Here is a 12,113-nt window from a genome sequence, read left to right on the forward strand (position 1 = left end):
GGGGGGGGCACGCTGCACCCCTTGTGACGGGGGGGGGGGGGGGGGAACGCGAGGCAATCCCGACCCAGCCCGCTCCCATGGGACATTGACCGTAACATCCGCAAATAACGCCAAATGCTGGCATTTATGGCAAACTTCGCGGCTATCGACAGCTGAATACATATAGAGGAACGACCGTGCATAACGTCGTCATTAGCGGCACCGGCCTGTATACCCCGGCCAACAGCATCTCCAACGAAGAGCTGGTGCAGTCTTTCAATACCTATGTGCAACAGTTCAACGCGGACAACGCCGAGGCTATCGAGGCCGGTGATGTCCAGCCTCTGGCCGAATCGAGCGCTGCATTTATCGAAAAGGCATCGGGCATCAAAAGCCGCTTTGTGATGGACAAGGACGGCATTCTTGACCCGCAACGCATGCGCCCGCACTTGCCGGCCCGTAGCAACGACGAAATGTCGGTGCTCTGCGAAATGGCCGTTGGCGCCGCCAAACAGGCGCTGGAACGAGCGGGCAAAACAGCTGCCGATATCGACGGCGTGATTGTGGCGTGCTCCAACCTGCAACGTCCGTATCCTGCGATTGCCATCGAGGTGCAACACGCGTTGGGCATTCAGGGTTTTGGTTTTGACATGAACGTGGCCTGTTCTTCGGCGACCTTCGGCATTCAGACCGCCAGCAACAGCGTCCAGTTGGGGCAGGCCCGCGCAGTGCTGCTGATCAGCCCTGAAGTGTGCACCGGCCACTTGAACTTCCGTGACCGTGACAGCCACTTTATCTTTGGTGATGCGGCGACGGCGGTGGTTGTCGAGCGTGCAGACCTGGCAACGTCCGAGTATCAGTTCGATATCGTCAGCACCAAATTGCTGACCACGTTCTCGAACAATATCCGCAACAACTTCGGCTTCCTTAACCGTGCTTCTGACGAGCCTGCTGACAGCCCGGACAAACTGTTCGTACAAGAAGGCCGCAAGGTGTTCCGTGACGTATGCCCGATGGTGGCTGAGCTGATCGGTCAGCATCTGCAAGAGAACCAGCTGGACGTTGAGCAGGTGAAGCGCTTCTGGCTGCACCAGGCCAACCTGAGCATGAACCACCTGATCGTGCGCAAATTGTTGGGGCGCGAAGCTTCCATCGAAGAAGCTCCGGTCATTCTCGATACCTACGCCAACACCAGTTCGGCCGGTTCGGTCATTGCCTTCCATACGTATCAGGACGATCTGCCAAGCGGTGCATTGGCGGTACTGAGTTCGTTCGGTGCCGGTTATTCGATTGGCAGTGTGATTTTGCGTAAACGTTAATCGCGCAGTGCTCGATCAGACGAGGTATCCATGACCGCTGCTGATGACTCAGAACTGCTCAAACGGCTGTTGAGTGGTGAGCAGCGGGCTTTTCGCGATCTGGTTAGCACCTATCAAAGCGCGATGCGTGCCGTGGCCTTTGCGATCGTCGGCAATCGACATGCCGACGAGGTGGTACAAGACGCATGGCTGTCCGTAGTGCGCAATCTGTCCGGGTTTGAGGGCCGTTCCAGCCTGAAAACCTGGCTATTGACCATCACGGCCAATTCCGCAAAAAACCGCTACAAGCAAAATCGCCGTGAAGTGCTGCTCGACGATTTGCCTTCGCCTCACGGCACCATAGACGATGACCGGTTCAGCAGTGATGGCCACTGGTTGCTGGCCCCGTTTGCCTGGCACCAGGACACCCCCGAAGCCTTGCTCACGGAAGACGAGTTGCGCGAATGCCTTGAGCAAACCCTTCTCGGCCTGCCGCAGCTGCAGAGCAGTGTGCTGGTGTTGCGCGAGCGTCAGGGACTTGAACTTGAAGAGATCTGTAATATTCTCGAACTGTCGCTCTCTAATGTGCGGGTGCTGGTGCATCGAGCCCGACTAAAAGTCTTTGCGACTGTGGAACACTTCGAGGAAACCGGCGAATGTTGAGCTGCAAACAGCAAGTAGCGCGCTCAAGCGACTATCTGGATGGCCAGCTGAGCGTTCGTGAGCGGTTGCTGGTGCGCCATCATCTGATGTTTTGTCCTAACTGCCGACGTTTCATCAAGCAAATGCGTTTGATGAGCGCCACGTTGAAAAGACTTCCCGAACCGTTGCCCCCGGACCTTGAGCAAACGGTTGAGCGAATGATGCGCGAGCAATCGCGCTAAAGAAGAAGCATGGGCGAGGGTGTCGTCGGAGGATGTGATGGGGGGCCGACGCCAGCCTCGCTCTGCTGTTCTGACACAAAACGCCGAACGGGTTCGGGGTTTTGTTGATGACGGGACGCTTTTAGAACTTGGCTTCCAGGTCCAGTTGCAAGGTGTTGGCCTTGGCATCTTTCTGGGTGGACGTTACGTAGTCAGCCTTGGTCAGGAAGTACGTCAGGCCAACACCAAAGTTCTTGTCGATTTCGTAACCCACTTTGAACTTGTGACCGCGTGAACCGGTAGTACCGTTGGCAAAGTCGGAGTCGGTGAAGGCGCCGACCACGGCGTTACGCTGAATGTCGCGGTAGTTGTAGTCCAGGCTGAAGGCATTGAGCTTGCTTTTGAAACCCACCAGCCAGGCGTCGTCCTGATCGCTGTCGGTGGCGGCGTTGTGTACGTACTGGCCGTAAAGGGACAGAGGCAGCGGCAGGTTGGCGATATCGACCTGGCCGAAGCCTTCGTACAGGCGGAACTCGCTGGTGCTGTTGCCGTTAACGGCCAGGGCGCAAGGGGTTGTCTTGGTCCCGGTGGTAGGGCAGGCACTGTCCTTGTCATTGTCGTAGCTGTAAACGCTACCGCCCAAGGTCACTTTCAGGCTGTCCGTGGGGGCGAATTTTGCACCCAGCTGACCTGCGTACAGACGCAAGTCATGACGGAATTGCACGCCGTCGCCGTCGACGTTGTCCTTGAGGGTGTAGTAACCGGCGCTACCGAACATCTCGACGCCGCTGTTCCCCAGGTTGTGCTTGTAAGTGGCAGCCAGGCCTTCGGGGTTGATATCGCTATCCCAAATCACATCACCCATGCTGACCCAGGGCTGAGCCATCTTGCCGGCGATCAGGTGCAGGTCCTTGACGGCAGTCGGGTGATAGTCGATGAACGCCATGTCCAGCCACAACTGCTTCTTGTCGAAGTAGTTATCCAGATCCTGGTTGGTGGAGCGCGCATCGTCGCCGCCGCCAGTGGCGATACGAATACCGGTGTTCACTTGCGGGTTGATTTCGGTGTAGGCACCCAGACGGGCACGAATGCGCTGACGGTCCTTGTTCTTGCCATCGGACTCGCCATCAATCTTGATGTTTTCGTGACGAACCCGGACATCCCCCTTGAGTTCGGTTTTAGCTGCCCAGGCGACTTTTTGTTCGAAGGCGGTGAGGTCGGATTTTTTGACCTGATTGGCCGCAGCTTCTTGCTTGGCTTGATTCTCACTGGCGAGTTCAGTTTGCAGCTCGGAGTACTGAGCTGGCGAAATGGAACCGTTGGCTTTCAGCATTTCGAGCAGTCTGGCATCGACTGCTGCGCTGGCCGGAACGCTCATGGCCAGTACCAGGCCACCACACAGTCCAGCCGCAACCCGTGTAGAAACAAGACGCATTGTGAATCTCCCAGTGCAGAGGTGGCCTTGGCCACCTCAAGAAAAATCGGCCCTATACGGGCTCACGTTAACGAGGCTTGGGTGTGTCATGAGCGTGTTGGCAAACAGGTCACTCATAACCTCGTGATCTAAGAAGCGGCGCCAGTATCGCGGCTGGATATGACAGAAAAGTGGCAGTCTGATAGCAAGTCAGTGACACTCGCGGCGGTCGCCAAACCTGCAGGAGCCGAGCTTGCCCGCGCAGGCATCACTGCGTGACATCAGCGCCCACCTCGGTTGCGGTGCTACCATCGCGGCTCACATGTCGCGCCCGGGGATTCTCAATGCCGTTACAACGACTGGACAGCCTGTCCGCCATCACCGCTCAGGAATGGGATGGGCTGGTGCCGGTGGAGCAGCCGTTCTTGCGGCACGCCTTTCTCAGCACGCTTGAAGACAGCGGCTGCCTGGGTCCGCATTCCGGCTGGCAGCCCGAGCACTTGCTGCGCTACGAAAACGGGCAGTTGCAAGCAGCGTTACCCAGCTACCGCAAGTGGCACTCCTACGGCGAATATGTGTTCGATCACGAATGGGCGCAGGCCTGCGAGCGGGCGGGCATCGAGTACTACCCCAAGCTGTTGACGGCCATACCGTTCAGCCCGGTCAGTGGTCCTCGATTGTTGGCCGCCAGTGCCGAGGACGGGATGGAGTTGCTGGCGGCTTTGCCCGGTTATCTTGAGATTGAGGGTCTCTCGAGTGCCCATATCAATTTCACCGATACGCTGGCCGATACAGCCCTGGCGCAACAGCCCGGCTGGATGCAGCGGCTCGGTTGCCAGTTTCATTGGCAGAACCGCGAGTACCGCGATTTTCAGGACTTTCTTGATGCCCTGAGCTCCCGCAAGCGCAAGCAGATGCGCAAAGAGCGCGAGCAAGTGGCCGCTCAAGGGTTTGAGTTCGAATGGCTGGAGGGTCAACAGGTCAGCGAGGCGCAATGGGATTTTGTCTACGCCTGTTACGCCAATACCTACGCAGTACGGCGACAAACACCTTACCTGACGCGGGCGTTTTTCAGTCTGCTGGCCGAGCGTATGCCCGAATCCATTCGCGTTGTGCTGGCCAGGCAGGGCTCGACCCCGGTAGCGATGGCGTTCAGCCTGATCGGTGGTGACAGTTTGTATGGTCGTTACTGGGGGTGCCTGGCCGAGTTTGATCGCCTGCATTTCGAGACATGTTTCTACCAGGGCATGGATTACGCCATTGCTCAGGGTTTCAAGCGTTTTGATGCCGGTGCCCAAGGCGAGCACAAGCTGATCCGCGGCTTTGAGCCGGTGATCACTCACTCATGGCATTACCTGCGTCATCAGGGGCTGAAATCGGCTGTCAGTGACTTTCTGCAGCGTGAGCGGGCAGGGGTGCTGGCGTATGCAGAAGAGGCGAGGTCGGCGCTGCCCTACCGGCAGGCCTGAACCTCGCCGCCTCAATGCTCAGCTGTCCTGTTTGCCCAGCCATCGATAGGTCAGTGCGCCAATCGCTGCGCCCACCAGTGGCGCCAGCCAGAACATCCACAGTTGTTGAAGCGCCCAGCCGCCCACTATCAAGGCCGGGCCTGTGCTGCGTGCCGGGTTGACCGAGGTGTTGGTGACCGGGATAGAGATCAGGTGGATCAGCGTCAGCGCCAACCCTATGGCGATCGGAGCGAAGCCTGCAGGGACTCGCGTGTCAGTGGCACCCATGATGATGAGGATGAACATGGCCGTCATCACCACTTCGCATACCAGTCCCGAGATCATCGAGTAGCCACCGGGAGAATGGTCGCCATAGCCATTGGCTGCCAGCCCGCTTGCAGCCAGATCAAACCCGGGTTTGCCGCTGGCAATGAAGTACAGCAGTGCGGCGGCGATGATGCCTCCCAGAACCTGGGCCACGATGTAAGCGGGTAGCTCTTTTGCAGGGAATCGGCCACCCACCCACAGCCCGAAGGACACGGCGGGGTTCAGATGACAGCCTGAAATATGCCCGATAGCGAATGCCATGGTCAGTACGGTAAGGCCAAAAGCCAGTGCGACCCCTAGCAGCCCGATACCCACGTTGGGGAAGGCTGCAGCGAGTACTGCGCTGCCACAGCCGCCAAGAACCAACCAGAAAGTGCCTACCAACTCAGTTGCCGAACGTTTGAGCAAGGTCATTTGAAGGTCCCGGATAGATAAATCTATCGAGCAATTGAAGCTGCGTCGCGTCCTGCGGTTAACTACAGAACTCTCCCGAATCCTGGTTTAAGTACAGCACTCGCCCGGGTTTTTTCCAGTGCCATAAAAAACGCCAGAGCCCTTTGAAACCGGGCGCTGGCGTGGTGTTTCACGGGCTTTACACTTGCGTGTTTGCGGTCTCAGTCGATGCCTACAAAACCACCCGTTTGATGTTGCCAAAGCCGTGAGTACAGACCTCCCCGTGCGAGCAGTTCACTGTGGGTTCCGGTTTGTGCGATATGGCCGTTTTCCAGCACCACCAGACGGTCCATGCGGGCGATGGTTGAAAGGCGGTGGGCGATGGCAATGACGGTTTTGCCCTGCATCAGGGTTTCGAGGCTTTCCTGGATCGCGGACTCGACTTCGGAGTCCAGTGCCGAGGTGGCTTCGTCCATGATCAGGATCGGTGCGTTCTTGAGCAGTACCCGTGCAATGGCAATCCGCTGGCGTTGACCGCCGGACAGCTTGACGCCGCGCTCGCCCACGTGGGCGTCAAAACCGGTGCGGCCCTGAGCGTCGGACAGAAGCGGGATAAACTCATCGGCCCGGGCTTTTCGCACGGCTGCCCACAGTTCTTCGTCGGTAGCGTCAGGTTTGCCGTACAGCAAGTTGTCACGAATCGAGCGGTGCAACAGCGAAGTGTCCTGGGTAATCATGCCGATCTGTTCGCGCAGGCTTTCCTGGGTTACTTCGGCGATGTTCTGATCGTCGATAAGGATGCGACCGCCTTGCAGGTCGTACAGGCGCAGCAAGAGGTTGACCAGGGTCGACTTGCCCGCGCCGGAAGGTCCGATCAGGCCGATTTTTTCGCCGGGTTTTATCACCAGGTTGAGGTCGCTGATGATGCCGCTGCGTTTGCCGTAATGGAAGTCGACGTGCTCAAAGCGCACTTCACCGCGGCTGACATTAAGGCGTGGTGCCTGTTCACGGTCAGTGACGGCAATGGGTTGTGCAATGGTTTGCAGACCGTCCTGCACCATGCCGATGTTTTCAAAAATACCGTTGACCACCCACATGATCCAGCCGGACATGTTGACGATGCGGATCACCAGGCCGGTGGCCAGGGCGATGGCACCGACGCTGATCAGCGACTGGCTCCACAGCCACAGCGCCAGGCCGCTTGTGCTGACGATCAACAAGCCGTTCATGGTGGTGATCGTGACGTCCATGCTGGTGACCACGCGGCTGGCCAGCCGGGTTTTTTCGGTTTGCTCGATAATGGCTTCACGAGCGTACTGTTGCTCGAAATTGGTATGGGCAAACAGCTTCAGGGTGGTGATGTTGGTGTAGCCGTCGACGATACGCCCCATCAGTTTTGAGCGCGCATCGGAGGACACCACGGAGCGCTCTTTGACCCGGGGGACGAAGTAGTACAGGGCGCCGATGTAGCAGGCGATCCAGATCAGCAGCGGAATCATCAGGCGCCAGTCGGCTTCGGCAAACAATACCAGTGAGCTGATGGCGTAGATCAGCACGTGCCACAGGGCGTCGACCGCCTGAACGGCTGAGTCACGCAGCGAGTTGCCGGTTTGCATGATGCGCTGGGCAATGCGGCCGGCAAAGTCGTTCTGGAAGAAGTTGAGGCTTTGCTTGAGCACATAGCTGTGGTTTTGCCAGCGGATCATGCTGGTCATGCTCGGGCTCAGGGTCTGGTGTACCAGCAGGTCATGCAGGCCGAAGAACACCGGGCGGATGATCAGTGCCACCACGGCCATCCAGATCAGTTCGCTGCTATGGACCTTGAAGAATTCGGTATTGGGCGTGCCCTGGGTCAGATCGATCAGCGTGCTCAGGTAGCTGAACAGCGAGACTTCGATCAGTGCCGCTATCAGCCCGATCACCAGCAAGGCGACAAACATGGGCCAGACCTGGCGCAGGTAGTAGAGATAAAACGCCCAGACAGTGCTGGGAGGGGCTGCGGTAGGGGCTTCGCGGAAGATATCGATCAGTTGTTCGAAACGGCGATAAAGCATGGGCACTGACGCCCGCAGCGCGGGCTCTCCTTTAGTTGACGTTACCCATCCCGTAGCAGTAACGCAGCCTCGTTCCTTCGGCAGCTGCTACGGGGCACAGGTCAAAGCTCCCTGCTGTGTGCCGCCTGTCAGTCGATACGCTTGGCCGACTTGATCAGCACCGGGTCGATCGGCACATTCTGCATGCCTTGTTTGGTGGTGGTTTGCGAGTTGACGATCTGGTCAACCACATCCATGCCATTCACGACCTTGGCAAATACGGCGTACCCGGCGTCACGGCCCGGATCCAGGAACGCGTTGTCTGCCACGTTGATGAAGAACTGGCTGGTGGCAGAGTTCGGGTTGGAGGTGCGAGCCATCGACAGGGTGCCGCGCACGTTATGCAGGCCGTTGCTGGCTTCGTTCTTGATCGGGTCGCGGGTCGGCTTTTGCGCCATCTGCGAGGTGAAACCTCCGCCCTGCACCATAAAGCCCGGGATCACACGGTGAAAAATGGTGTTGTTGTAGAAGCCGCTGTCCACATACTTGAGAAAGTTGTCAGTGCTGATCGGAGCCTTGACCGGATCCAGTTCGATTTCGATCTTGCCGAAGCTGGTATCCAGAACGACATGAGGTGCCTTGGATGTATCGGCAGCCATCAGGTTGGCAGCAAACAGCATGGCGCCAGCGGCAAGTGCAATTTTTTTAAGCATGGTTCAGTGATCCTGGAAAGTGGGGTGACTGTTCAATGCCACGCAGGCAGTGGCGCCCTGTGGTTTGAACCAATGCCCGTGCTACATCCGGTAATGACAGATGTTCACGGGCGGCGGGTGTTGGACAGGATATTCTCGAATCGGGTTCCTGCCCACTGATCTTCACGCTTGCTGCGGTGCTGCAAACGGCGCATCCAGCGGGGCCGTGTCAAAAGTTTGCAGCAGTTCAACCAGGATTTGTGTGGCTGGGCCCAGAGGCTTGTCCTTGTTGGCGTACAGGAAAAATACCGGGTGACGCTTGCCGCCCTGATTGAGCGGCAACGGTTTGAGCACACCTTCCTTGAGTTCGCGCTCGATCATGTGCCGCGGCAACCAGGCAAAGCCCAGCCCGCTGCCCACGAAGGCGGCCGCCGTGGCCAGGCTGCCGACGGTCCAGCGCTGTTCGGAGCCGAGCCAGCCCACGTCACGGGGCTGTTGGCGCCCGGAGTCACGAATCACGACTTGCAGCTGGCTTTCCAGATCCTGGAAATGCAGTTCCCGTTGCAGGCGATGCAGGGGGTGGTCGGGGTGAGCCACGGCAACAAATTCCACGGTGCTCAACTCGGTGCCCAGGTAACCGGGAATATTGAAGCTGCTGATGGCCAGGTCAGCCACGCCTTCGAGCAGGACTTCTTCGACGCCGGACAGCACCTCTTCGCGCAGGCGCACGCGGCAACCACGGCTTTGCGGCATGAAGGCGGTCAGGGCACGCACCAGCCGTGCATTGGGGTAGGCCGCGTCGACCACCAGGCGGACCTCGGCTTCCCAGCCTTGCTCCATGTGATGGGCGAGGTCTTCGAGCTGGCTGGCCTGCTTGACCAGTTGCCGGGAGCGGCGCAGCAGCACGCCGCCCGCCTCGGTGAGCACCGCCTTGCGTCCGTCGATCCGCAGCAGCGGCACGCCGAGTTGATCCTGCATGCGTGCCACGGTGTAGCTGACAGACGACTGCGAGCGATGGAGGACTTCGGCGGCTTGAGCAAAGCCGCCATGATCGACCACCGCTTGCAGGGTGCGCCATTGATCAAGGGTCACGCGGGGCGCTTTCACGATGATTACCTCTGAATGGGAGTGCTGACAGGATACCGCTAAATAAACAGGTTTATAGATAGGTTGTAGCAAATAAATGCGCTTTTTAATCGAACCAATGCTCTCTATTCTCTGCGCCATCGCCTTACCGTATTTACAGATGGAGCTTATCCGCCATGTCCAACGTTCTGATCATTGAAAGCAGCGCACGCCAGCAGGACTCATTCTCCCGACAGTTGACCCGGCAGTTCGTCAGCCAGTGGCAAGCGGCACATCCAGCTGATCAAGTGACCGTTCGTGACCTGGCCCTGAACCCGGTGCCGCATCTTGATGCCAACCTGTTGGGTGGCTGGATGAAGCCCGAAGCACAACGCAGCGCTGACGAGCATGTTTCCCTGCAGCGCTCCAATGAGCTCACCGATGAGCTGCTGGCAGCGGATGTACTGGTGCTCGCGGCCCCGATGTACAACTTTGCGATTCCGAGCACTCTCAAGGCCTGGCTTGACCACGTACTGCGGGCTGGCGTGACGTTCAAGTACACCGAAACCGGTCCGCAAGGACTGCTGGTCGGCAAGAAAGCATACGTTTTGACTGCACGTGGCGGGCTATACGCGGGTAGCACCTCGGACCATCAGGAACCCTATTTGCGTCAGGTCATGGCCTTTATCGGAATTCACGATGTGACCTTTATCCATGCCGAAGGCATGAACCTGGGCGGTGACTTCCAGGAAAAAGGTTTAAACCAGGCCAAGGCCAGGCTGTCTGCAATCTCATAGGCTGTTAATCGACAGATAATCGCTGAATGGCTTAATCGCTTCATTGCTCCTTCAAGCATGCGGTTCGCGCATCGAACCTCCCTTTGCACTTTTTTGAGTGCTCGTACCCGATCAGCCATAGCGCCGGATCGGGTTTTTTTTGTCCGGGTTTTGCAGGGTGATGGTAAAGGTTGATGGAAAACCGCTAAGGTCGCGGACCTTCTGATGCGCTCGCGGGTGTTTTTGCCGGAGAGCCGTTTCGATTTCCTGGGCGAGAGATTCATGGGCTATCTGTTAATTGTCACCTTGATTCAAGCATTCTCCTTCAGCCTGATTGGCGAGTATCTGGCTGGACATGTCGACAGCTACTTTGCGGTGCTGGTGCGTGTGGTGCTGGCGGGGCTGGTATTCATCCCCCTGACGCGCTGGCGTCAGGTAGAGCCTGGCTTTATGCGTGGCATGCTGCTGATCGGTGCCCTGCAGTTCGGCATCACTTACGTCTGTCTGTACTTGAGTTTTCGGGTGCTTACAGTGCCGGAGGTGCTGTTGTTCACCATCCTCACTCCGCTGCATGTGACCCTGATCGAAGATGCCCTTAATCGCCGTTTCAACCCGTGGGCGCTGGTGGCGGCACTTGTAGCTGTAGCGGGGGCGGCGGTCATTCGCTTTGACAGCATCAGCCCGGACTTCTTTGGAGGCTTCCTGTTGCTGCAATTGGGCAATTTCACCTATGCCGCCGGGCAGGTGTTGTACAAGCGCCTGGTGGCGCGTTACCCGAGCGACGTGCCGCATTACCAGCGGTTTGGTTTCTTTTATCTGGGGGCTTTGGCAGTGGTGTTGCCGGCCTTCCTGCTATTTGGCAAGGCCAACTTCCTGCCTGAGGCTCCCTTGCAGTGGGGTGTTCTGGTATTTCTGGGGCTGATTTCTACGGCCCTGGGCCTGTACTGGTGGAACAAAGGCGCGTGCATGGTCAGGGTTGGCACGTTGGCTGTGATGAACATTTTGCATGTGCCGGTCGGCCTGTTGATCAGTTTGCTGATCTGGAACCAGCACGAGCCGCTGGGGCGACTGTTCATCGGCGGGCTGGTGATTGCATTTGCCGTGTGGATCAGCCGGCTAGACCGCAGGGCTGTGACGGTCTAAGGTCAACCACAGTCCATCTATCGCCTAAAGGGAGAGTCGGAATGACAGTCAGGGTGTTGATCTTGCCGGGCCTGTTCAATTCGGGAACAGAGCATTGGCAATCTCACTGGGAACAGCGCTACAGCGGGCTGCACCGAGTCAAGCAGGAGAACTGGGAAACCCCCGTTTGTACGGATTGGGTGCAGAACCTGCAGAAAAAGATCACCAAGAGCGAGCGTCCTGTGGTGCTGGTGGGCCACAGCCTTGCCTGCACGCTGATTGCCCGTTGGGCGCAGCAGCACCCCAAAGAGGCGCGGCGTGTGCGTGGGGCACTGCTGGTCGCGCCCAGCGATACCGAAGCCGACAGTTATCCGCCAGGCACAACGGGTTTCAGCCCGATGCCGCTCAATACCCTGCCTTTTGACGCAATTACCGTCGCCAGTACCAACGACCCCTATGTCACCCAGGAGCGGGCCAGCGCATTCAGCGATGCCTGGGGCAGCGAACTGGTATGGCTGGAAAATGCCGGGCACATCAATGGTGAGGGGGGCTATGGCAACTGGCCCCAAGGGATCGAGTTGTTGTTCAAGCTCACAGGCGATCCACAGTTCAAGCAAGCCTGAGCGCATTATGGGTGATGGAACTGTGGGAGCGGGCTTGCATGGCATCACCCGAATCGCGAGCAAGCCCGCTCCCACAGGGT

At 58.2% G+C, this 12,113-nt stretch carries 12 protein-coding genes; 7 read left to right on the forward strand and 5 right to left on the reverse strand.

Annotated features, from left to right (window positions below; translation table 11 throughout):
• Window positions 1–176: 176 nt before the first annotated feature.
• From KO536_RS21940 to KO536_RS21950, 3 genes are read left to right on the forward strand one after another with little or no spacing between them, the layout of a single operon-like run.
• Window positions 177–1,298, forward strand: coding sequence for a beta-ketoacyl-ACP synthase III (locus KO536_RS21940; protein ID WP_133078980.1), 1,122 nt, complete (start codon window positions 177–179; stop codon window positions 1,296–1,298).
• A 30-nt stretch (window positions 1,299–1,328) separates the two neighbouring features.
• A complete protein-coding gene (locus KO536_RS21945; protein ID WP_219262935.1) occupies window positions 1,329–1,940 on the forward strand; it encodes an RNA polymerase sigma factor in 612 nt (203 codons plus the stop codon).
• Window positions 1,934–2,161, forward strand: a complete 228-nt coding sequence (locus tag KO536_RS21950; RefSeq protein WP_133078982.1) for an anti-sigma factor — start codon at window positions 1,934–1,936, stop codon at window positions 2,159–2,161. The genes KO536_RS21945 and KO536_RS21950 overlap by 7 nt, the downstream gene beginning before the upstream one ends.
• A gap of 121 nt (window positions 2,162–2,282) precedes the next feature.
• Here KO536_RS21950 and KO536_RS21955 read toward each other — a convergent pair whose 3' ends face one another.
• A complete protein-coding gene (locus tag KO536_RS21955) occupies window positions 2,283–3,575 on the reverse strand; it encodes a putative porin (RefSeq protein WP_219262936.1) in 1,293 nt (430 codons plus the stop codon).
• Between the two features lie 323 nt (window positions 3,576–3,898).
• Between KO536_RS21955 and KO536_RS21960 the strand changes: the two genes are divergently transcribed.
• Window positions 3,899–5,023: a GNAT family N-acetyltransferase gene (locus tag KO536_RS21960; protein ID WP_219262937.1), complete on the forward strand. Its 1,125-nt coding sequence runs from the start codon at window positions 3,899–3,901 to the stop codon at window positions 5,021–5,023.
• A gap of 18 nt (window positions 5,024–5,041) precedes the next feature.
• On the opposite strand, the gene aqpZ is transcribed toward KO536_RS21960, so the two are convergent.
• The 4 genes from aqpZ to KO536_RS21980 form a co-directional block, all read right to left on the reverse strand.
• A complete protein-coding gene (gene aqpZ / locus KO536_RS21965; protein WP_133078984.1) occupies window positions 5,042–5,743 on the reverse strand; it encodes an aquaporin Z in 702 nt (233 codons plus the stop codon).
• Between the two features lie 200 nt (window positions 5,744–5,943).
• The gene (locus KO536_RS21970; protein WP_219262938.1) at window positions 5,944–7,776 is read right to left on the reverse strand and encodes an ABC transporter ATP-binding protein; all 1,833 of its coding nucleotides are present in this window, start codon (window positions 7,774–7,776) and stop codon (window positions 5,944–5,946) included.
• A 128-nt stretch (window positions 7,777–7,904) separates the two neighbouring features.
• Window positions 7,905–8,468, reverse strand: a complete 564-nt coding sequence (locus tag KO536_RS21975) for a peptidylprolyl isomerase A (protein ID WP_019828735.1) — start codon at window positions 8,466–8,468, stop codon at window positions 7,905–7,907.
• 162 nt (window positions 8,469–8,630) lie between these two features.
• A complete protein-coding gene (locus KO536_RS21980) occupies window positions 8,631–9,554 on the reverse strand; it encodes a LysR family transcriptional regulator (protein ID WP_133078986.1) in 924 nt (307 codons plus the stop codon).
• 155 nt (window positions 9,555–9,709) lie between these two features.
• Between KO536_RS21980 and KO536_RS21985 the strand changes: the two genes are divergently transcribed.
• The 3 genes from KO536_RS21985 to KO536_RS21995 all read left to right on the forward strand — a co-directional run bounded on the left by KO536_RS21985 (window position 9,710) and on the right by KO536_RS21995 (window position 12,033).
• Window positions 9,710–10,309, forward strand: a complete 600-nt coding sequence (locus KO536_RS21985; protein ID WP_133078987.1) for an FMN-dependent NADH-azoreductase — start codon at window positions 9,710–9,712, stop codon at window positions 10,307–10,309.
• A 261-nt stretch (window positions 10,310–10,570) separates the two neighbouring features.
• Window positions 10,571–11,431 carry a carboxylate/amino acid/amine transporter gene (locus tag KO536_RS21990; protein ID WP_219262939.1) on the forward strand — a complete coding sequence of 287 codons (861 nt, stop codon included), beginning with the start codon at window positions 10,571–10,573 and terminating at the stop codon, window positions 11,429–11,431.
• Between the two features lie 41 nt (window positions 11,432–11,472).
• Window positions 11,473–12,033: an alpha/beta hydrolase gene (locus KO536_RS21995; protein WP_133078988.1), complete on the forward strand. Its 561-nt coding sequence runs from the start codon at window positions 11,473–11,475 to the stop codon at window positions 12,031–12,033.
• Window positions 12,034–12,113: the final 80 nt, after the last annotated feature.

The organism is Pseudomonas sp. NKUCC02_KPG, from assembly GCF_019345465.1.
Taxonomy (GTDB): Bacteria; Pseudomonadota; Gammaproteobacteria; order Pseudomonadales; family Pseudomonadaceae; genus Aquipseudomonas.

What these genes read in the sequence shown, in the direction of transcription:
- KO536_RS21975 (WP_019828735.1), bottom strand. Translation starts at nt 8,468, where the DNA reads ATGCTTAAAAAAATTGCACTTGCCGCTGGCGCCATGCTGTTTGCTGCC.
- KO536_RS21970 (WP_219262938.1), bottom strand. Translation starts at nt 7,776, where the DNA reads ATGCTTTATCGCCGTTTCGAACAACTGATCGATATCTTCCGCGAAGCC.
- KO536_RS21985 (WP_133078987.1), top strand. Translation starts at nt 9,710, where the DNA reads ATGTCCAACGTTCTGATCATTGAAAGCAGCGCACGCCAGCAGGACTCA.
- aqpZ (WP_133078984.1), bottom strand. Translation starts at nt 5,743, where the DNA reads ATGACCTTGCTCAAACGTTCGGCAACTGAGTTGGTAGGCACTTTCTGG.
- KO536_RS21955 (WP_219262936.1), bottom strand. Translation starts at nt 3,575, where the DNA reads ATGCGTCTTGTTTCTACACGGGTTGCGGCTGGACTGTGTGGTGGCCTG.
- KO536_RS21960 (WP_219262937.1), top strand. Translation starts at nt 3,899, where the DNA reads ATGCCGTTACAACGACTGGACAGCCTGTCCGCCATCACCGCTCAGGAA.
- KO536_RS21945 (WP_219262935.1), top strand. Translation starts at nt 1,329, where the DNA reads ATGACCGCTGCTGATGACTCAGAACTGCTCAAACGGCTGTTGAGTGGT.
- KO536_RS21950 (WP_133078982.1), top strand. Translation starts at nt 1,934, where the DNA reads ATGTTGAGCTGCAAACAGCAAGTAGCGCGCTCAAGCGACTATCTGGAT.
- KO536_RS21995 (WP_133078988.1), top strand. Translation starts at nt 11,473, where the DNA reads ATGACAGTCAGGGTGTTGATCTTGCCGGGCCTGTTCAATTCGGGAACA.
- KO536_RS21990 (WP_219262939.1), top strand. Translation starts at nt 10,571, where the DNA reads ATGGGCTATCTGTTAATTGTCACCTTGATTCAAGCATTCTCCTTCAGC.